The organism is Brevibacillus sp. SKDU10 (genome assembly GCF_001645205.1).
Taxonomy (GTDB): Bacteria; Bacillota; Bacilli; order Brevibacillales; family Brevibacillaceae; genus Brevibacillus_B; species Brevibacillus_B halotolerans.
In genome coordinates, this window is record NZ_LSSO01000154.1 from 1 (window position 1) to 22,844 (window position 22,844).

7 protein-coding genes and 1 pseudogene are annotated in these 22,844 nt (G+C 43.9%); 3 read left to right on the forward strand and 5 right to left on the reverse strand.

The window, feature by feature from the left end; translation table 11 throughout:
* The first annotated feature begins 3 nt into the window (after positions 1-3).
* The 3 genes from AYJ08_RS11980 (at position 4) to AYJ08_RS11990 (ending at position 18,204) form a co-directional block, all read left to right on the forward strand.
* The gene (locus AYJ08_RS11980; RefSeq protein WP_255365462.1) at positions 4-7,227 is read left to right on the forward strand and encodes a non-ribosomal peptide synthetase; all 7,224 of its coding nucleotides are present in this window, start codon (positions 4-6) and stop codon (positions 7,225-7,227) included.
* Between the two features lie 15 nt (positions 7,228-7,242).
* A complete protein-coding gene (locus AYJ08_RS11985) occupies positions 7,243-15,021 on the forward strand; it encodes an amino acid adenylation domain-containing protein (RefSeq protein ID WP_064017918.1) in 7,779 nt (2,592 codons plus the stop codon).
* Positions 15,022-15,120: 99 nt separating this feature from the next.
* A complete protein-coding gene (locus AYJ08_RS11990; RefSeq protein ID WP_082890934.1) occupies positions 15,121-18,204 on the forward strand; it encodes a cyclic peptide export ABC transporter in 3,084 nt (1,027 codons plus the stop codon).
* A 237-nt stretch (positions 18,205-18,441) separates the two neighbouring features.
* On the opposite strand, the gene AYJ08_RS11995 is transcribed toward AYJ08_RS11990, so the two are convergent.
* From AYJ08_RS11995 to AYJ08_RS12015, 5 genes and pseudogenes are all read right to left on the reverse strand, one after another.
* A complete protein-coding gene (locus AYJ08_RS11995) occupies positions 18,442-19,407 on the reverse strand; it encodes an ABC transporter ATP-binding protein (protein WP_064017919.1) in 966 nt (321 codons plus the stop codon).
* Positions 19,404-20,489 carry an ABC transporter ATP-binding protein gene (locus AYJ08_RS12000; RefSeq protein ID WP_197490643.1) on the reverse strand — a complete coding sequence of 362 codons (1,086 nt, stop codon included), beginning with the start codon at positions 20,487-20,489 and terminating at the stop codon, positions 19,404-19,406. The genes AYJ08_RS11995 and AYJ08_RS12000 overlap by 4 nt, the downstream gene beginning before the upstream one ends.
* Positions 20,490-20,500: 11 nt before the next feature.
* Positions 20,501-21,430, reverse strand: a complete 930-nt coding sequence (opp4C, locus tag AYJ08_RS12005; RefSeq protein ID WP_064017920.1) for an oligopeptide ABC transporter permease — start codon at positions 21,428-21,430, stop codon at positions 20,501-20,503.
* An 11-nt stretch (positions 21,431-21,441) separates the two neighbouring features.
* Positions 21,442-22,398: an ABC transporter permease gene (locus AYJ08_RS12010; RefSeq protein ID WP_003337645.1), complete on the reverse strand. Its 957-nt coding sequence runs from the start codon at positions 22,396-22,398 to the stop codon at positions 21,442-21,444.
* 132 nt (positions 22,399-22,530) lie between these two features.
* A pseudogene (locus tag AYJ08_RS12015) lies at positions 22,531-22,844 on the reverse strand (ABC transporter substrate-binding protein); the annotation flags it as partial.

A 22,844-nucleotide genomic window follows, 5' to 3' on the forward strand; every position in this document is an offset into this window, starting at 1 on the left:
GACATGCACCATATCATCTCAGACGGAGAGTCAGTCAATCTTATGCTCCGGGAATTCTGTTCACTTTATCAAGGTCAAACATTGCCTGAACTGCGTGTTCATTACAAGGATTATGCGGCTTGGCAAAAAGGAAACGAGAGCTCTCAAATCAAAAAACAGGACGAAGCGTACTGGCTACAAACGTTTTCTGGAGAAATACCCGTTCTTCAATTACCGACGGATTATTCGCGTCCTCCCATATTGTCCTACGATGGACAGGTACATGAGTTTTATTTGCCTCCTGATTTAGAGAATGGTTTGAAGGAATTGGCCACAAGCCAAGGAGTGTCGCTCTATGTCCTACTGCTGTCCGCCTATTATGTTTTACTGTCTAAATACAGTGGGCAGGAGGATATCGTCATTGGCTCTCCTGTAGCGGGCAGACTGCACAAGGATACGGAAACAATGATAGGGATGTTCGTCAATTCGTTGCCACTGCGAAGTCGTCCACAGGGAGACAAGCCGTTTCATCAGTTTGTTGCTGAAGTCAGGGACCAAGTGCTCGCGGGATTACAGCATCAGGAGTATCCATTTGAAGAATTGGTGGAACAAGTTAACGTACAGCGTGATATCAGCCGCAATCCGTTGTTTGATACGATGTTTATCATGCATACCATTCACACAGAAGAATTACAGCTCCCAGGTATTGCTGTTACGCCTTATCCGATTGATGCTGCGAAAGCAAAATATGATATCACAATGATGATTTCTGATCAGGACGAAGGTTTCCGTGTAAGCGTAGAATACGCGCTGAAGCTTTTTAAACCGGAGACCATTCACCGAATGGGTGCGCATTATGTGCAAATCCTAAAAAGCATTGTTACCAACCCGTCCGTGCCAATTTATAAGATTCAAATGCTGACGGAAACAGAAAGACATCTATTGGTAGAGAAGACTCAGTACAAAGGCAATACTAGTAATCACGATGGAATGACCGTTCAGCAGTTACTAACGCTTCAGGCGCAAAAAACGCCAGATAGAACTGCAGTTGTATGTAATGGTGAAAAAGTATCATACGCAGAATTGCATCAACGCGCGATGAAAGTAGCGGCAATGCTACAGGCAAAGGGCGTCCGCCCGGGGAGTGTAGTTGGTCTAATGACAGATCGTTCGGTGGATATGATCGTCTGTCTGCTGGGTATTTTGCATAGTGGGGGATGCTATCTTCCTCTTGATCCAGCTTTCCCAGCTCAACGAATTAGCTTTATGTTAGAGGACAGCAATGCGACTCTCGTCCTATCACAAGCACCTATTATCGAGCGATTTGAGCTGCCATGCGAAGCTGTTGATATGAAAATGATGTCTGTTCAATCAGAAACTTGCGAGCAAAATGTGGTTTCAAAGGCAAGCGGCGAAGACCTTGCGTATGTAATCTATACATCCGGCTCAACTGGTAATCCAAAAGGGGTCATGATTGAACAGCGCGCATTCGTTCACTTTATACAGGCAATTACAGAAGCGATTCCTTTGGAACAAAACAGAAATATTTTGGCGTTGACAACCATTTCATTTGACATCTTTGTTTTGGAGACACTCGTACCGCTAACAAAAGGTCTTCATGTGGTAATCGCTGATGAACAACAGCAGACAGACCCGTTTGCATTGAGTGAATTAATCATGGAGCAGCAGATAGAATTGTTGCAAATAACACCGTCTCGCATGAACCTGTTGTTGAGTAACGAGCAATGCAAAGAGGTTCTTTCGCAGATTAAAACCATTTTGATCGGCGGAGAATTCTTATCTGAGACGTTGCTACATCAGATACAAGGTCTGTCTAAAGCTCAGATTTACAATGTGTATGGGCCTACGGAAGCGACAGTATGGGCGTCTGTAAGCGATCTGACGACAGCAGATAAGGTGGATATTGGCAAACCAATCCCAGGGGTGAGCTATTACGTTGTAGATCGCTACGACCAGCTTGTACCTATCGGTGTTTCTGGGGAGTTATGTATCGCTGGTCCGGGCTTAGCTAAAGGATACGTGAATCAGCCGGAGCTTACGGCAGAGAGGTTTGTTTCAAATCTATTTGGTTCAGGAAGCATGTACCGTACGGGAGATTTAGTGAAATGGTTACCGAATGGGCATATAGAGTATCTTGCACGAGTTGACAATCAAATGAAGATTCGTGGATATCGAATAGAACCAAGTGAAATTGAGGCGAAAATTCTAAGCTTCTCCAAGATAAAAGAAGCCGCTGTCATCGACTTCACTGATAACACCGGAGAGAAAAATCTGTGTGCCTATTATGTTCAGGAGCAGCCGTTCGACGTTACGGAACTACGTGAGTATTTGTCACGTCATTTACCCGATTACATGATTCCAGTCTGCTTCATTATTATGGATGCGTTACCGTTGACTATGAATGGAAAGCTTGATCGAAAAGCACTTCCAAAGCCAACAGCCGATTCATTTACCTCAAGGGAATATACGCCGCCAGCAACCCAATTAGAGGAACAGCTCGTGGAGATTTGGCAAGAGGTGCTTGGCGATACGAAGCTGGGTGTAACCGATCATTTCTTTGAAAAAGGAGGTCACTCTCTTAAGGCAGCTCTGATGATAGGACAGGTTCAACAACACCTTCAGATTAAGGTTCCGATCAGTGTTATTTTCCAAGCACCGACAATACAAGAATTCGCCAAGCAGCTTGAAGCTATAGAAACCGGAAACTGCCTGTCTATTCAAAAATCGAATGAAAAGACACATTATCCTGTTACACCAGCTCAAAGAAGGCTGTATCTTCTTCAGGAATTGGAAGCCGGTAGCATCACCTATAATCTGCCGAGTGCCTATGTCCTCAAAGATAAACTGGATGCAAAGAAATTGGAGCAAGCATTGGTCAAATTGACAGAACGGCACGAGATGCTGCGAACATCCTTTGATTTCAGAGACGGTCTACCGATTCAGCGGGTTCATCCGGCCGTGAAAATTCCACTTACAATTGAACTAGCGGAGAAGAACGAATGGAATCAACAAATTCAATCGTTTATTCGCCCGTTTCATTTGTTTAAGGCCCCGCTGATGAGAGTTGGATTGTTCCGTACTAAGTCGGAAGAAGATCTTCTGGTTTTTGACATCCATCACATCATTGCTGATGGCTTGTCACTTCAGATACTCATGCAGGATTTATTCTCTTTGTACCATGAGGAAGAGATGGCGATTCCTGACATTCAGTTCACAGATTTTGCTGTTTGGTACGAAGGCTTTCTACAATCAGGCGACATGAAAAAACAGGAGGACTATTGGCTGAAGCAATATTCTGACGAAATTCCGATTTTACAGTTGCCTACAGATTACCCGCGGATGGCAGTGCAGAGCTTTGCAGGTGATCGGATTTCGTTTGAGATTTCCAAGTCCGATCGTCAATTAATTGAAAAGCTGGCCAAGGAAACAGGAACAACAACCTATATGGTGATGCTGGCCCTTTATAATATCTTGTTAGTCAAATACACAGGAGACGAGCGGATCATCGTAGGAACACCTGTGTCCAGACGACATCATCTGGAACTGCAAAAGGTTATCGGTATGTTTGTGAATACACTAGCGATAAAAAATGAACCTACAGGAAATAAAACCTTCTACGATTTTCTGAATGAAGTAAAGGAAAGTGTACTGCAAGCCTATGAAAATCAGGATTATCCGTTCGAAAGCTTAGTAGACCAACTACAGATCAATCGAGATCTCAGCAGAAATCCGTTGTTTGATACCATGCTTGTCATGCAGAGCATAGATGATCAACGATTGCAAAAGGGCACGTATGGCGTAACTCCTTATGATTTCGATTTTCAGGTGGCTAAATTTGATATAACGATGTTTGTCTCAGAGTGGAATCAGGATTTGTCTGTCACCATGGAATATTGCACCGAGCTATTCAAACGTGAGTCGGTGGAACGTATGTACAAGCATTTCCTAACTATTTTGCGTGAAGCGGCAGAAAAACCACATCAAAAGCTATGTGAAATTGAAATGCTTGCGGGTGAAGAGCTGGACGAAATCATCTACCGCTGGAATCAAACGTCTATACCATATCAAAGAAACCAAACTGTAAGCTTTTTGTTTGAGGGTCAGGTAGAGCAGGGGCCAGATCGCATAGCCTTGGTACATCATGATCAAGAGCTTACGTATCGCGAGCTAAACGACAGAGCTAACCAACTGGCAAGAGTCCTCCAACAAGCTGGTGTAACAAAAGAGGTAGTGGTAGGGATTTTGCTAGACCACTCCTTTGAATTGGTTATTTCCATGCTGGCAGTGATGAAAGCGGGGGGAGCATATCTACCTCTGGATACGCAATATCCACGAGAGCAAATCAATTATTTGCTGGAAGATAGTCAGGCACAGCTCATCATTACCCAAGCCAATTTGGCGAATTTGACCGACTTTTCAGGACGTTTGATTATGGCTGATGACTCAGCCCTCTATGAGGGGGACCCATCGAATCTGGAAAAATCGGCGGATTCAGATCATCTCGCCTATCTTATTTACACTTCAGGGACGACCGGGAAACCTAAAGGAACCATGATTACACATCAAGGTCTGACCAATTATATTTGCTGGGCAGAAAAGGTATACCTCGAAGGAGAACAGCTCGATTTTGCCTTGTACTCATCTCCGGCCTTCGATTTGACCGTTACTTCGATTTATACCCCACTGGTTTCCGGAAACAGAATCGTCATTTACTCGGAAGAGAACAAAGCAACGGTTATCCGCAAGATAGTAGAGGACAATCAGGTGGACATCGTGAAATTGACTCCTTCTCATCTGCATACGCTAGAGGGATTAGACTGCTCACGTTCTAGCATAAAAAAATTAATTGTAGGCGGGGAGGATTTAAAAGCAGAGCTGGCAACTAAAACAGTTCAGCGGTTTAACGGCGGGGTGAAAATTTACAACGAATACGGGCCAACCGAAACAGTCGTTGGCTGCATGATTTATGTGTTCAATCAAGAGAGAGATAGCAAAGGCTCTGTCCCAATTGGAGTGCCTGCCGATAACGTGCAGATTTACTTACTCGATCCATATCTCCAGCCCGTTCCCGTAGGAAGTATCGGGGAGATGTATATATCGGGCGAAGGAGTAGCCCGAGGATACTATAACCGAGCTGACCTGACAGCCGAGCGTTTTCTGTCTAATCCGTATATTCCAGAAGCACGGATGTATAAGACAGGCGATTTGGCACGGCGGTTGCCTGACGGAAATCTCGCATACATCGGTCGAACAGATGGACAAGTCAAAATCAGGGGTCACCGTGTAGAACTGGCGGATGTTGAAGCCAAACTGTTGGAACATCCGAATATTTCCGATGCTGTTGTGGTCGTCAGAACAAGTGCTCAGCGACACAATGAGCTTTGCGCCTACTATGTACCTGATTCCGAAGTAGCTCCGGCTCAGATCAAACAGCATTTACTGCAAAACGCTGCGGATTATTTGGTTCCGGCATACATCGTGCGGATGGACAAGCTGCCGCTTACAGTAAATGGTAAGGTGGATAAACGAAAGCTGCCGGAACCGCATACCCATTTATCTTCGGACACAAATTTGGTAGTACCTCGCACCGAAAAAGAAGAAATTCTCGCTGATATTTGGAGACAAGTGCTTGGAGTTGAAACGATTGGTGTTCATGATAGCTTTTTTGCTTTGGGAGGAGATTCCATTAAGGCGATTCAGATGAACGCTCGTCTAAAGGAAAGACAGCTTCACCTAGATGTGAAGGATCTCTTTCAACGAAAAACAATTGCAGAATTAGCTCCACTTATTAAACAGAAGAGTGAAAAAAGCGAACAAGGAATCGTGACGGGACAAGCTCCGCTGACTCCCATTCAGCACTGGTTCTTTGCTGGTGAACGAAACGATGTTCATCATTATAATCACGCTATCATGCTGTATCGGAAAGAGGGCTTTGATCCGAGAATGGTAGAAGAGGTTCTTGTAGCGTTACTGCAACATCACGATGCGTTACGTATGGTATTTACCTTCGAGGAGAATCGGGTAATCCCGTATAACCGTGGCATGGAGGAGGAGCTCTTTACGTTTCATGTTGTTGAACTTGCTGATGATCCTGACTTTGCACAAAAAGTTGAGGAACATGCGAATAGATTGCAAAGCAGTATCGAGCTGCAAACAGGGCCTTTGGTTAAAGTAGGGTTGTTCAAAAGTGTGGACGGTGACCATTTGCTTCTCGTCATTCATCACTTAGTTGTAGACGGGGTTTCCTGGAGAATTATTTTGGAGGATTTTGCCAAAGCGTATCAGCAGATACAACAGGGAGAGGAAATTAAGCTTCCAAAGAAAACAGATTCCTTTAAGCAATGGGCGGAGCAGATTACAGCGTATAACAAAAACCAGAGGCTTAAAAAAGAGTATGCGTATTGGAGAAAAACGGTACAGACGCCCGTTTCTTCGCTTCCCGTAGATGCGGTCGTTCACCAGAACAGAATAATAGACACCAAGACGCAGTCCTTTACGCTTGATCCTGAAAAAACAGACCAGCTACTGCGTCACATTCATCAGGCCTATAACACTCAGGTAAATGATGTGCTTCTTGCTGCGCTTGGTCTGGCTATCAAAGAGTGGTCCGGATTGGACAAAATTCTGCTTGACCTAGAGGGTCATGGCAGAGAAGATATTCTTCCTGAGATGGATATTTCCAGAACAGTAGGCTGGTTTACCAGCATATATCCGGTGCTTCTTTCAGCAGAGCGGGCAGAGGATTTGGAATATCAGATCAAATTTGCTAAGCAGAGTTTGCGTCAAATTCCAAAAAACGGGATTGGCTACGGAATTCTTAGATATGGATCAGAGGATAACGAGGACGAGTCACTTGACTACACTTCGCCAATCAGCTTTAACTACTTGGGACAATTCGATCAGGACATGCCTGAGCATCTTGTACAAATCTCACCTCACTACACTGGAGAAGCGATCAGCAAAGCATATAACAGAAAGCATTCACTCGAGTTTATCGGCATGGTGGCACGAGGTCAGTTTACTCTTTCGCTTACGTACAACAGCAAGGAATATAAAGAGGAGACGATGTTACAGTTGCTGACCAGCTTGAAAAAGAATGTGCTAAGCATCATCGAGCACTGCATGAAAAAAGAGGAAACAACTGTCACTCCATCAGATTTGGGCTATTCAAAAATGTCGATCGAAGGTCTTTCCAAGCTGCAAAACTTGCTCTCAAGAAAACTGTAAATTCGGAGGTTTCAGATGAATGAGAACATAGAGATTACCAAACTTGCCCCTCTTGCTCCTATGCAAGAGGGAATGCTCCTACACTATTTAATGAATCAGGATTCAGAAGCGTATGTTGAGCAGATGACAATGACAGTAGTAGGCGAACTAGATGTGGCACTATTTGCTGCAAGTATGGAAAAACTGGTTGAACGTTATGATATTTTACGTACCATCTTTATATACGAGGAAGTGGAGGAACCTTTGCAGGTCGTTTTGCAACAACGACCTGCTGAGGTAATCCATAGGAATTTGTCTCAGATGCCTGAGACAGAGCAAATAGCCTGCATAGAGGCATGGAAAAAACAAGACCGCGACAGAAAATTTGACCTTTCCAAAGATGTGCTTATGCGGGTAGCTATTCTGACAAATACTCCACAAGCTCATACGATTGTATGGAGCTTTCATCATATTCTGATGGATGGCTGGTGCGTTGGGATTCTTTTTCGCGATTTTGCCCGCATTTATCTTGCCCTGCGTGATGGCCATCCTTTACCGAATGATACACCTCCTGCTTATACAGATTACATTCAGTGGCTTCAGGAACAAGATCAACAGCAGGCCGCGACTTTTTGGAGTGAATACCTAGGTGATTACGAGCATCAAGCTATCCTGCCTGTTTATCGCAGCGATTCAGAAGGTAAAAAACGAGAAATGAACGAAAAGTCTTACACCATTCATACGGCAAAGCTACAGGAGCTTGCCAACCATCTACAGGTGACACTGAACACGGTATTTAGTACGGCGTGGGGACTGCTGTTACAAAGAATGAATAACGTGGATGACGTTGTATTTGGAACGGTTGTATCGGGGCGTCCAGCCGAGGTGTCGGGCATCGAAGATATGGTGGGCTTGTTTATCAATACAATTCCAAAGCGGATAAAGTCAGAATGGAATCAGTCTATTGCAGAGCTACTACGCGCAGTCCAACGATCGGCTCTGGAAAGTGAGCCTCACAGTTATCTCGCGCTCAGTGAGATTCAGAAGAAATCTGAATTGAAAAAAGATTTATTTTCTCATATCTTTGTCTTCGAAAACTACCCAGCAGATCAAGCTATCGCACAGGCAGGGGAAGATACGAAGCTCGGTTTTTCCATTAAAGACGTTGAAATCTCTGAACAGACAGAATTTGATTTCATGGCAGTAGTAATTCCTGATGAGATGGCGACATTAAAATTGCAATACAATGCCCTTGTCTATCAGGAGGAGACCGTAGATCAGCTTGCTACCTACTTCTTGCGCATCCTGCAACAAATCGCAGACAATCCGAATGCAGCGGTGGATGGAATCGAGCTACTTTCGCAAACAGATAGAGACAGGCTGTTAACCGAGTTCAACCGTACACAAGCGGATTATCCTTCGACGAAAACAATCCATGGGCTATTCGAGGAGCAAGTAGCTAGGCATCCAGAGCGGGTCGCTGTAGTAAGTGGTGAACAAACAATAACCTACCGTGAACTAAACGAGAGAGCTAATCAGGTTGCACGTTTGTTGCAAAGCAGGGGTGTCGGTTCTGAAAGTATAGTGGGGATTATGCTGGATCGATCCGTTGATATGGTGGTAAGCATTATGGCTGTGTTAAAAGCCGGGGGTGCGTACTTACCCGTTAATCCAGAGTATCCGCAGGAAAGAATTACATATTTGCTTCTGGACAGCAAGCCGGAAGTTATCGTTACTCATCCTGCTCTTGCGGGAGCACTCTCGGATTCCTGGCAACTGGTTACTATTTCCGATGAGGCAATAGCACATTATGATACCTCCAATTTGAATGGATTTGACAGCCCAGAACAGCTTGCTTACATCATTTATACATCGGGTTCAACAGGGAAGCCAAAAGGCGTAATGATCGAACATAAAAATGTCGTTCGCCTTCTGCATAATGATCAGAGCCTATTTGAATTTGACCATAATGATGTGTGGGCTCTATTCCATTCGTTTAGCTTTGACTTCGCCGTGTGGGAAATGTACGGGGCATTACTTTATGGAGGTAAGCTAGTTCTGGTATCCCAAGAAGCTGTACGCGATCCAGAAAAATTTAGCCGCTTCCTTCAGTCAGAAAAGGTAACCGTCCTCAACCAGACCCCTTCTGCATTTGCTAACCTGATTCATTTTGTTTGCAAGAATCAAGTGAAAGGGCTGGATGCACTTCGCTACGTGATTTTCGGCGGGGAAGCACTGAAACCGCAAATGCTGACAAGCTGGCATGAGATGTATCCTGACGTCAAATTAGTTAACATGTACGGAATTACAGAAACCACGGTGCACGTTACCTACAAGGAAATTCAAAGGGAAGAAATGAAACGAAATGAAAGCAATATCGGCAAACCGATCCCTACGCTTACAGCTTACGTTATGGATCAAAAGCAACGGCTGGTCCCAATCGGTGTGCCCGGAGAATTGTATGTGGGAGGCGAGGGTGTTGCACGTGGCTATTTGAATAAGCCAGAGTTGACTGCGAGCAGATTTGTACCGAATCCGTATAAGCCTGAGGAACGTTTATACCGCTCAGGAGATTTAGTCCGGCTGTTACCTTCAGGTGATATGGAGTATCTGGGACGAATGGACTTGCAGGTCAAAATTCGTGGACATCGGATTGAACTGGGTGAAGTTGAAAACATGTTACTGAAACACCCTGCTGTAACAGATGTTGTCGTGTTGGCGATTCAAGATCGCCATGCACAAAACCAGTTGCATGCCTTCTTCACCGCTCAGCAAAGAGTAACAACAGCTCAGCTACGCGAGCACATCAGCCAAAAGCTTCCTGAATATATGATGCCGGCTCGTTTTGTACAAATCGAAAAAATTCCAGTAACCGTAAACGGGAAGGTGAATCGAAACGCGTTATTGCAGATCGATTGGGAGCTGGAGAGCGATGTTCCTATTATCCCTCCTGAAAATGAGACGGAGGAAAAGCTGGAGAACATCTGGCAACAGGTGCTTGATCTGGAGAATCAGCGAATTGGTGTAACTCAGGACTTTTTTGCACTTGGAGGAGATTCCATCAAGGTGCTTCGGTTATTAACAGCGGTAAATAGCCAACTGGAAACGGCAGTAAGCGTACAGGATTTGTATAAGTTCCCTACTATTCGAAAACAGTCCGAATTGATTCGCCAAAACGGGACACCTGCTTGGAGTGATCAGTGGAATACGGCCAAATCCAAGCTTTTGGAATGGCAGACGGAAATAGTGGACAAGCTTCCATTGGCTGAGAAATTACCGGAGGATTTTGAAAGCATCTGCCCGATGAGTGATATCCAATTTGGAATGCTATACGCCTCAGGAAAAAATGCTGAAAAGGCAGTCTATCATGATCAAATGCTGTATCCTTTTAAAGATGGTGAATTTAATCTCGACCTGCTTCAAAAAGCAGTTTCGTTACTTGTGAAAAAACATTCGATTTTACGGACCACCTTTAACCTACAGGATTTTCCTGAGCCGATTCAAATCGTTCACAAGCAAGAAGCGTTCCAACTTGATTTGCAACATATGGACATAACTAATGAGCAAGATCAAGAAACGGCTATCAATCATTATTTGTCTGAAGATCGCAAGGTACCATTCGCTTTAGACAAACCACTGTGGAAATTGAGAATTTTTACGGTCAGCAACGAAGAGCATATTCTGTGCATGATTTTCCACCATGCGATTTTGGATGGATGGAGTGTGGCATCCTTTATCACGGAGCTCTCTAATACCTATGCGAAGCTAAGGGTAGATGACAGCTATCTTCCTGAATGGCTACCACATGACTACGAGGCATTTATTCTCGACCAGATGATTGTCAAAAACAGTCCAGAAATACGTGATTATTGGCAAAATGAACTAAACGACATGCAGCTTTTCCGTTTTCCAAAAAAGCTGAACACAGTCGAAACAAATCGTATGCATCAGCTCATCCATCCACTTGATCCTGATTTGGTAACGCGGTTGGAGCGTATTGCTACGGCGAATCAGACCAATCTGAAAACGGTCTGCTTTACAGCCTATAGCATGATGCTTCACATGCTATCCTACGAGAATGACATTGCGGTGGGCTTGGTGGAGCACAATCGACCACAGTGTGAGAAGGCGGATCAAATCCTTGGTTGTTTCTTAAATACTGTACCAGTAAGAGTCAAGCTAAAGACACAGATGACATGGATAGACTTGCTTACACAGATGAATCAAAAAATGATCGATCTGAAGCTGTATGGACGTCTCCCCTTGTTTGAGATTACGAAAATGGCCTCAGATATAAATGCTGGCAGTGAATTTTTTGATTCTACCTTTAGCTATATAGATTTCCATGTTTTCGATCAGTTAGAGGGCAAGGATCAAATCGCGCTGAAGGAGAAAGAATGGCAATTGAAGGAGCACATTGTCGATCATCGCGTGTTTGAGTTTTATATCCGCCGACAGTCAGAAATTCAGATAGCCTACAGTGAAGCGGTGTTAGATAGCGTAGATGTGCAACGCCTGCTAGCTTATTATCTTCGCATCCTGCAACTGATCGCCGACGAACCAAATGCCGTAATCGCTAAGGAGCAAATTCTTGCCGACAAGGAAAAGCATCTGTTGCTTAGTACTTGGAATCAAAATAAAGCGGACTATCCGACTGATGTAGTGATGCACAGAATGTTCGAAAAAATGGTACGTGAACATTCTGAGCGTAGCGCAGTTGTTTTTCAAGGGAGCGAGCTTACTTACAAGCAACTCAATGAAAAAGCAAATCAAGTTGCGCGGAATCTACGCGAACGCGGGATGCAGAGCAATGATTTGGTTGCGGTCATGACAGAGCCTTCTATAGAAATGATTATTGCCATGCTAGCTGTACTAAAAGCGGGAGGAGCTTACTTGCCCATTTCCCACACGTTTGCAGAGGAAAGGGTCCGCTACATGCTGGAGGACAGTGGAGCCAAAATTTTGCTTGCGCTATCTTCCACCACAAAGGCTTCCCTCAGCGAATACGAGACGATCCTGTTGGATGATCCCCATTTATATCATGGGGATGCCACAAACTTGCCGGATACAGCTAAACCTGAGGATCTCGCTTATATCATCTATACCTCTGGCTCGACAGGTAAACCAAAAGGGGTCATGGTTGAACATCGAAATGTAACAAATTTTGTCATGAGTTTACATGATATTGTGCACAACGCATACGATCGTTGCTTGCACATAGCGCAGATAGCTCCGTTTATCTTCGACATGTCTGTAAAGCCGATCTACGGAGCGTTGTTGCTTGGTCATACCTTGTACATCGTGCCGGAGCATATTCGCGTAGACGGAGAAGGACTGCTTCGTTTTTACAGAGAGAACCAGATTGATATGGCTGATGGTACACCAACTCATCTGGCGATGCTGCTGAATGCCGTGTCTGAAATTGAACGTAAGCTTACGGTTAAGCACTTTGTTGTTGGCGGAGAGCCGTTACGAGAAAGTGTTGTCAAAGGGCTGTATACCAAATTCGCGGGCGAATCCTTTGCAATAACGAATGTATACGGACCCACGGAGTGCACCGTCGACTCTACTTACTACCATGTAAATCCGGATCACTTGGATGAAAAGACATCCGTACCGATTGGGGCTCCACTTGCAAATCAGCAGATTTACATTCTTGACAAGCACGCGAATCTTCTTCCGCCTGGGGTAACAGGAGAAATCTTTATCGCAGGAAAGGGTGTTGCCAGAGGATATCTCAACAGGCCAGAACTGACTAACGAGCGGTTTGTTGCAAACCCGTTTATCCGGGAAGAGAAAATGTACCGTACAGGAGATACGGGACGCTGGCTACCTGGTGGTGTCATTGAATATGTAGGTCGGATTGACAATCAGGTAAAAATCAGGGGACATCGGATTGAAATCGGTGAAATCGAGGCATACCTGCAACAGCATGAAGAGATTGACCAAGCAGTCGTCATAGCACGAGAAGATGGCGAAGGGCACCAATATTTGTGCGCCTATATCGTGTCCGACCGTACATGGAAAACAAATGAGCTAGTCGATTATTTGTCGCTATCATTACCTGTGTACATGATTCCTTCCCACTTCGTATCTCTAGACAAGATTCCGGTCACAGTGAATGGAAAAATTGATTTCAAAGCGTTACCTGAACCTAATGGAGAGAGCGAACAGCTAGGGGTTTTTGAAGAGCCAACAAGTGACACAGAATTAATAGTAGCAGACCTTTGGAAAAGTCTATTGAAAATCGAGAAAATCGGAGTGAATGATCCATTTTTCAGCATAGGCGGCAATTCTCTAAGCGCAATCATGCTGTTGGCACGGATTCACAAGACATTCCAAAAGGTGATTCCGCTCGATATCTTCTTCCAGAATGACAGCATCGGTAAGCTAGCGAAGCTGATTATAGGAACCGAGGAAGAGAGCTATAAAGCTATTGAGCCAGTTGCAAAACAGGAGTACTATCCTACATCAGAGACTCAGAAAATGATGTATTTGCTACGGGAAATAGAGGGAGCTGAGACAGCCTATAACATGCCAAGCGTGTTAAAAATCGAAGGACATTTGAATAAAGAGCTATTTGCTACAGCTTTGCAAAAGCTTGTAGATCGCCATGAATCCCTGCGAACCTCTTTCGAATATGTAAATGGAGAACTCGTTCAACGCATCGCAGACACAGTAGAGCTAGATGTCACCTATTTAGAAATGGAGGAGGAGCAAGCAAGCGAAGCGGCGCAGTTGTTTATTCGTCCATTTGATCTTGCGCAGGCTCCGCTTGCTCGGGCAGGTCTAATTAAGATTGCACCGGATGTTCATCTGTTCCTGTTTGATATGCATCACATCATTTCTGATGGACTGTCAATTAGTATCATCCTGCGTGATTTCATGCAGCTATATCATGGTGCAGAGTTGCCGGGGTTGCCTGTTCAGTACAAGGATTTTACCGTTTGGCAAAACAAGATGCTACAAACTGAGGCTGTAAAAAAACAAGAGACATACTGGTTGAACAAGTTTGAGGGTGAAGTTCCTATTTTGAACATTCCGCCGGATTACCCAAGACCGCCTATCCAGTCTTTTGATGGGGCGCAGATTGTCTTTCATGCTGATGAGCAGGTGTGGAGTGCCTTCCGCACAATCACGGAGAAGTCGAATTCAACCATGTTTATGACTTTATTGGCAGCTTATCACATTCTGCTCTCCAAACTTGCCGGTCAATCAGATATTAGCGTGGGTACATCGGTCGCAGGAAGACCTCATACTGACTTGGAACATGTGGTAGGTTCGTTTATCAATACACTGGTGTTGCGTCAAAAAGTGGATGATTCTCAGACATTCATGGCCTTTTTAGAAGAGGTAAGGAAAAATGTTCTGGAGGCATTCGATAATCAGGATTATCAATTCCAAAGTCTAGTCGATAAGATATACCCTGAGCTTGATCTGAGCCGTAATCCTTTGTTTGACACAATGTTTACCCTGAACAATTTTGAAACTCCCCAGCTACAGTTGAACGGACTTACGATTTCGGTGTATCCGGTTGATCAGCCTGTCGCCAAATTCGATCTATCAATGATTGCGGAAGAAAGACCAGATGGATTGGAATTTTCCTTAGTGTACGCAACTAAGCTGTACGCTACGGATACCGCGAAGCGCATTGCGGCGAGCTTTGTTCATCTTTTGCGCCAAATAGCGGAAAATGAACAGATAACAATAGCCGATCTTACCCTGCCAACACAAGCAGAATGGGAAGAAATTGTTGGTCAATGGCAAGAAAGTACAAAAAAGATTACTTCCTTCTATCATCATTCACCTGTGTAATTGAAGTATAAAAGGGGCAGCCAGCGTAGAAGGGCTGGTTGCCTGCTTTCTCTGAAATAGACACAGTTTCTAAAAAAGGAGAGGATAATTCTGCCTCTAATGAAAGATGTAGTGAAACGAGCACGATTCGTTATGCTAATGTGCCTGATCCTCGTACTTCAAATTAGCACCACCGTGTATGCCGAAATGGCAAGCGGGGAAGCCACTGCGGCGATCGAACAACTGGTCAAAAAAACGATGGAGTCGGAGAAAATTCCGGGTGCAGCCATTGTTGTCGTCAAAGAGGGGAAAACGATTTACAAACAATCATTTGGAGTTACTGACATTCAAAAGCAAACCCCCGTAACTGCTGACACACTATTTGAAATTAACTCGAACACAAAAGCATTTACGGCACTAGCCGTCCAACAGCTTATCGAGCAAAAACGTCTTTCGCTAGACGATTCTGTTCAGTCCATCATACCTTGGTTTTCAGCTACATATAAAGGACAGCAGGAAACGATCCTGATTAAGCATCTGCTATATCATACCAGTGGTTTTCCGTTTGAAAGCATTGGTTTTATCCCCATTTCATCCAGTGAGCGGGCCATTGAAGAAAACGTACGTGCGCTCAATAACAGGGAATTAGCCCGCATGCCAGGAACAGAGTTTGAATATGCAACGGTTAACTACGATATTCTAGGCTATATTGTTGAAAAAGTTACCGGACAATCCTATGAACAGTATGTGCAACAGCAAATTATTACTCAATTGGGCCTAACCAACACCTTTATGAAGGCACAGGCACCGACTGAGCAAATGGCAAGAGGGCACAAAATCGGTTTCTTTTCCCCACGAGTGTATGATGCACCGGATTATCGTGGTAACACACCAGCGGCTTACGTGGTATCAAGTCTAAACGATATGGAGCGTTGGCTACATATTCAATTAGGGTTGGAAGCTCCTGGGTTTCCTGCTGAGATAATACGTGCCTCCCATCTGCCAGATCGATCTGTAGCTCCTGCGGCAAACGGTTCCTCGTATGCCTCAGGCTGGATGATTTTTCAAAATGGCGGTGGACAGATTGCACATGGTGGCAACAATCCTACGTTCTCCTCATACATGGTGTTTCGTCCAGAGGAAAAGCTGGGAGCCATCGTTTTGACGAATATTGACTCGATGAATGTGTCCGTTATTGCGGAGGGAGCCGTCAAGCTCTTGCAAGGAAAAGAAGTACCAGAAGTAGTGGATGACACCAATCTACAAGCAGATCGATTCGCAAGCATTACACTCGTGATCCTTAGTGTCCTTGTGGCGGTACTTACTGTTGCAATTGGTCAGATCATGGTACAGATCCTTAGAGGTGATCGTAAACTTGCCTCAAATCCCGGGCGCATCTGTCTGACATCTTTGTTTGCTTTTGTGATAACATGCGGTGTTTTGTCAGCCGCTTTATACTTTTTGCCAGATGTGTTTTTCTTCGGTTTACCGTGGCAGTTTATTGAGGTTTGGCTTCCGATAACCATTTTTTACGCAATGTACGCCTTGCTAGCATCAGTCATTTTGTTTACCGTCTACCTAACCATGATCCGTTTATTTCCGAAATCCAAGGAAACCTCCCTAACCCCTATCGTCATACAGGGGCTTGTCAGCGGATTTGGAAATGCGATGATTATTTTCATGATCAATATAGCGCTCACTTCCATTAATACGTTTCACGTTTCTGTCTTTTTGTATTTTCTGTTAGGCATCTTGCTATATATTGTTGGGGAGAAAATGATTCGCAGTCGTCTTATTGTTATAACGAATCAGGTGGTATATGAAAAAAGAATGGAACTAGTTCACAGAATTTTCAGGACTCCCTATCGAAAATATGAACGGATTGAGAGCGGGCAGATCTATGCGAGTTTAAACAACGATACGGAAACCATCAGTACGATTTCTAATATTGTCGTTATAGCGCTGAGCAGTACGGTTACACTGGTATTTTGCTTTATTTATCTAGCTGCAATGAGCCTATACGGATTCTTGTTTTGTCTGGCTGTCATAATAATAGCGGCCGGCTTATATACACTGGCAGGCCGCTCGGCAAACAAGGTATGGGAGGAAACCAGAGACATCCAAAATGTGTTTTTCTCGTATATTAACGATATGATAGGGGGCTTTAAGGAGCTATATCTTACTCGCGCACAAAGCAGGGAATTTGAAGAACACATGGATAGAAGCTGTTATGAATATCGACACAAGCGATCTATTGGTCAATTCAAGTTTGTAAATGTGTATTTAGTGGGAGAATTGCTGTTTGTAGTGGTAATCGGGACCGTTACCTTTTTGTTCCCCATTTTCTTCCCGATGATCCCAAAGCATATGCTGGTAAGCTACGTGTTTGTCTTCCTGTATATGACGGGGCCGGTTCACGGCATATTAAATGCGGTACCTGAGCTGATCCGTATTAAGATTAGCTGGGAACGGTTACATGCCTTGCTAGACTCGTTATCTTCGGAAAAGAGAAGGGATGATGTAGATATAGCTGGTCTTGCTGTCCAAGATTTTGAGACATTTATCTCTGATCAGGTGCAGTTCCGGTACAAAAACAAGGAAGGTGAGGAGTTTTCAGTGGGACCACTCGATTTTTCCTGTCGCAAAGGAGAAATCGTCTTCATTGTAGGTGGGAATGGGAGTGGAAAATCTACATTTGCCAAACTGATTACAGGATTGTATGAGCAGGATGATGGCGAGTTTTTCATAAACGGGCAAAAAGTGAATGCCGATCAACGTTGTGAATTTTTCTCAGTTATCTTCAGTGATTTCTATCTGTTCGAGAAAATGTACGGTGTTGATTACCAAGCCAAACAAGACGAGATACGGAAGTATTTAGAGGTGCTTCGTATAGCTGACAAAGTAGAAGTGGATCAAACCGGGATGTTTAGCACGACCAAGCTGTCTACAGGTCAACGAAAGCGTCTTGCCTTGATGCTAAGTCAGATAAAAGACAGACCGATACTTCTCTTCGATGAGTGGGCAGCGGATCAAGATCCAGAGTATCGGCAGTTCTTTTATGAATCCTTGTTACCAGAAATGAAAAAACAAGGAAAATGTGTAATTGCGATTACTCATGACGATCGTTACTTTGACCTTGCTGATCAGGTGGTTAAAATGGAGAGCGGGCGAATTATAACACAGCAAACTCTTTCTCATGCCTGATGCAACATAAAACAAAAAAGAGGAGATGAGCTGCCTCAATATTGCACGCGAAAATATCCACTCAACTCTCAATACCGATTGTAAGCTGGTTCATTTCTAGGAAATTTTGGTTTTTAACATGTAATGAACAATATACTCTGAACTGAGCTAGTGCCAGCAGGCCTGATTTCAAGGAGGATGAAATCAGGCCTGCTTTTTTTTCAGGTAACCTAGGACAGATTTAGGCTTTTAGAATCATTAAACAAAATGACACGCGACATAATGATTGGTCCCGATTTCCCGATAAAGGGGAGCTTGCTCCAGGCACAATGCCGTTGCATATGGACATCTAGTATGAAATTTGCAGCCAGATGGAGGATTAGCTGGACTTGGAATTTCGCCCTTTAACACGATTCTTTCTCGTCGAACCGTCGGATCCGGAATAGGCACAGCAGATAGAAGTGCCTGAGTATAAGGATGCTGGGGATGTGCAAATAATTCATCTCGCGGTGCCACCTCCATAAAGGAGCCTAAGTACATCACTCCAATCGTGGTGCAAAGGTGTTCTACCACGCTTAAATCATGTGAAATAAAGAGATAGGTAAGGGAATGCTTTTCCTGTAAATCCTGAAATAAATTGATTATTTGGGCTTGAATGGAAACATCAAGTGCTGATACAGGTTCATCTGCAACGATGAAATCAGGCTGTAAAATAATAGCCCGAGCAATGCCGATACGTTGTCGCTGACCACCAGAAAATTCATGCGGAAATCGATCATAATGATAAGGGGCAAGACCGCACAGATCCATTACCTGCTGAATGCGTTCACGTAGATCACGCTTGGCTACCAACCCATGATCAAGGAGTGCTTCTCCGATAGCATCTCCAATCCGTATACGAGGATTAAGAGAGCTGTATGGGTCCTGAAAAATAAATTGCATGGAAGGGCGCATCCTTCGTAGCTCTTTAGGTGAGAGTGTAGATAGGTCAATGCCTTTGTAAAAGACATCTCCTGAAGTCTTCTCAATCATTCTCAGGATTGTGCGTCCTGCCGTACTTTTTCCACTGCCTGATTCACCAACCAGTCCGAAGGTTTCTCCCTTACTGATCGTAAAGGAGAGGTCATCAACTGCTTTTATCTGCCCTCTGCCAGCCGGAAAGGAACCGTCCCCTAGAGGAAAATATTTTTTTAGATGCTGTACATCAAGTAATAGCTCACTCATGCGTGCTCCTCCTCATACAACCAGCAGGCTACTTTTTGTTCATCGGATACTGGGGATAGGTGGGGCTGTTTCGTTACACATTGTGGTTTACGATGCTCACAGCGTTCTGCAAAGTAGCAGAAATCACCTAACCCAATCGGATTGGGAACCTGGCCCGGTATGGAATAGAGCCGAGTGGTTCGTTGGTTCATCACTGGCTTGGAACGTAATAATCCCTGTGTATAAGGGTGCTTTGGCTGGAGAAACAAATCAATAACAGGCCCTTCTTCTATCACTTTACCTGCATACATAACGATGACATAATCAGCCATTTCTGCAACGACACCTAAATCATGTGTAATCAGAAGAATAGCGGTGTTTGATTGTTGCTTAATTTTTCGCAATAAGTCTAAAATTTGGGCTTGAATTGTTACATCAAGTGCCGTAGTAGGCTCGTCAGCGATCAATAAACGCGGGTTGCAGCTAAGAGCAATGGCAATCATGATTCTTTGCAGCATCCCGCCGCTTAATTGATGAGGATAGGAACGAGCAATCTCCTCTGCGCGGGCAATTCCTACTAGGGAGATTAACTCGATTGCTTTTTCAAATGCAGTTTTTTTGTTTATGTGAAGGTGTTCGATTAAGGGTTCCATGATTTGTTCACCGATAGATAATACAGGATTTAAAGAAGTCATCGGTTCCTGAAAAATCATTGCTAATTCATTTCCGCGTAATTGTTGCATGTCCGAAGAATTGATCTTCAAAAGGTCTCTATGATCAAACCAGATCTCCCCATTGACGATTTTACCCATGGGCCCAGTGATAAGCCCCATAAGAGACATCGCTGTAACACTCTTGCCACATCCCGATTCACCTACAATACAGACGATTTGCCCCGCATTGATTTGAAAGCTTACATCATCGACGGCTTTTACAATCCCTTCATCCGTATAAAAATAGGTGGAGAGATGTTTGATATCCAAGACTGTCTCTGGTGGCTCCTCAGTGTGTACATGTATTTTTTCGGTTCCAGAAATAGGACCTAGCTCATCACGATGTTCAATTGAATGTAAGGAAAAAGGCTGTTTATTAGAATGATTCATAAGTCGTCCACCTACTTTTTCATTTTCGGGTCTAGCGCATCCCGCAATCCATCTCCTAATAGATTAATGGAGATGACTGTTACAAAAATGGCTAAGCCAGGCGGAATCCAGAGCCACGGTCTTTTTTGAAAATCAATGAGAGTGTTAGCGGAATCAATCATGTTACCCCAGGTTGCGGTAGGGGGGACTACGCCAAGTCCAAAATAACTAAGTGTTGATTCGCTCAGGATTGCTCCCCCAACGCGTAAGGTTGCTACAACAATCAGCAAAGGTAAAATATTGGGAAGCAGATGGCGAAATAAAATTCGACTACTGCGAAGACCTAGAACCTTAGCTGCTTGAATATATTCTTGCTCGCGCAGACTCAAAATCTGGCTACGAACCAGACGGGCCAAACCTGCCCAGCCTACGAAGCTAAGCATAATCATGACAATATATAGGCGGTAACTAGAAGGAACCTTCCACTCAGATAATACAGCCGCTAGGATAAACAGCATCGGTAATTCAGGGATTGTCATCAGGATATCCGAAGCACGCATGATAAGTGCGTCGACCCATCCGCGAAAATATCCAGCTAAAACACCAAGCAAGGTTCCAAGAAAGACAGAAAGAACCATGGAAGCAAGCCCCACAGTCAAAGAGATTCGACCAGCTTGCATCAGACGAGTTAAAATATCACGCCCCAGACCATCTGTTCCAAGCCAATGAGACATACTTGGCGGTTTGTTGATCATTGTAGCATTAATTTTTCCTAATGTATAAGGGGAAAGCAGTGGTCCCAGAAAACAAAAGAGAAAGATGACAACAAGAAAACAGAGACCGATAACCGCTATTTTGTTCTTTTGTAATTTCCTAAAGGATTGTCCCCATAGTGAGGATTTTGAATAAGAGGAGGCCGTATTAATGCCAGTCTCTATGTTATTTTTACCAATCGCGTTCATGTGTGCCCCTCCTATTTCAATCTCACCCGTGGGTCGACAACACCGTATAACAAATCAGCCAGCAAATTACTGACAACGGTAAGTAATGCAATGAACATGGTAAATCCCATTAGTAGGGGATAATCCCTAAGTGATAACGCTTGCATATACACCTGACCTACTCCGGGCCAGTTAAAAATTTTCTCGGTAATAATTGCTCCTCCAAACAGAGCAGGCAATTCAAACCCAAGCAGAGTAATCGCTGGTAGCAAAGCATTGCGCAGAGCATGCTTATAGGTAATTACTTTTTCCTTCAGTCCTTTAGCGCGAGCTGTTCGAATAAAGTCCTGACGAATCACTTCTAATATATTGGTACGAAAATAGCGAGTGAGGGAACCGACACTTAACATGGTTAATACTGTGACAGGCAAAATCATGTGCTTCATAACTTCAATAACATAGTCTAGACCTGTAGCATTGCTCCCAGTTGTCAGGATTCCTCCTGGTGGCAGTATTTTAAGGTCAACCGCAAAAATTTTAATCGCTAGCAAGCCTACGAAAAACGCTGGCAAGGCCATGGCCGCAAAAACACCGATTGTAACAAGCGAATCAAACCATGAATATTGTCGGCTTGCAGAAAATACACCAATCGAGATGGCAATGATCCAGGTTAATGTGGTGGAGGTGATAGCAATTAAGAAAGAACTCCAGATATATTGACCTAAGATGGTCGTTACAGGCTGCTGATATTGAAGGGAATATCCCAAATCTCCTCGTAATACATTGCCTGCCCAAACAAAATAACGCTCTATAATTGGCTTATCTAAACCGTATAATGCTTTTAGTTCTATTTTTCTCTCTGGACTTAGCTTAGGATTGGTATCAACATAGTCACCGGGAGTCAGCGCAAAGAGAAAAAAGATTAAGAGAGAAGAGCCGATTAAGGTCGGGATCATAATCATCAGTCTTTTGAACATGTAGGTTTTCATTGAGAGAGCGCCTCCTAGCTAAAACATAGATGGAAGGGTTACCTTTCATTTGATATAACGAATGAATGATGAAGGAATATGCTCAGTCCTACCTATCAAGTGCATAGGAACTGAGCATGTTCGATGGGCGTTTTATTCCACAATTTTCAGATTAGGTAGGCTTGAGCTTATCCCGGTGTAACCGTTTGGTTCAAATCCTTCCACTCGTGCATTATGTCCTGATAAAATTTTTCGATAATTCAGGAAAATAAAAGGGGGATCGTCGCTTAATGCTTGATAAAGCTCCTTATAAGCTTCCTTGCGTTTTTCAATATCAAGCGTCCCTACACTTTTTGCGAGCAGTTCATCGACCTTGGGATTGGAATAACCATGTGTATTAGTAAAACTACCGCCGCCTGTAGAAGAAAACTGAACAACACCATCTGATGGATCACCTAGCATGGTAG

Bases quoted from the DNA above. Each gene is read 5' to 3' on its own strand.
- AYJ08_RS11980 (WP_255365462.1), top strand. From the start codon at position 4: ATGCACCATATCATCTCAGACGGAGAGTCAGTCAATCTTATGCTCCGG.
- AYJ08_RS11990 (WP_082890934.1), top strand. From the start codon at position 15,121: ATGAAAGATGTAGTGAAACGAGCACGATTCGTTATGCTAATGTGCCTG.
- opp4C (WP_064017920.1), bottom strand. From the start codon at position 21,430: ATGAACGCGATTGGTAAAAATAACATAGAGACTGGCATTAATACGGCC.
- AYJ08_RS11985 (WP_064017918.1), top strand. From the start codon at position 7,243: ATGAATGAGAACATAGAGATTACCAAACTTGCCCCTCTTGCTCCTATG.
- AYJ08_RS11995 (WP_064017919.1), bottom strand. From the start codon at position 19,407: ATGAGTGAGCTATTACTTGATGTACAGCATCTAAAAAAATATTTTCCT.
- AYJ08_RS12000 (WP_197490643.1), bottom strand. From the start codon at position 20,489: ATGAATCATTCTAATAAACAGCCTTTTTCCTTACATTCAATTGAACAT.
- AYJ08_RS12010 (WP_003337645.1), bottom strand. From the start codon at position 22,398: ATGAAAACCTACATGTTCAAAAGACTGATGATTATGATCCCGACCTTA.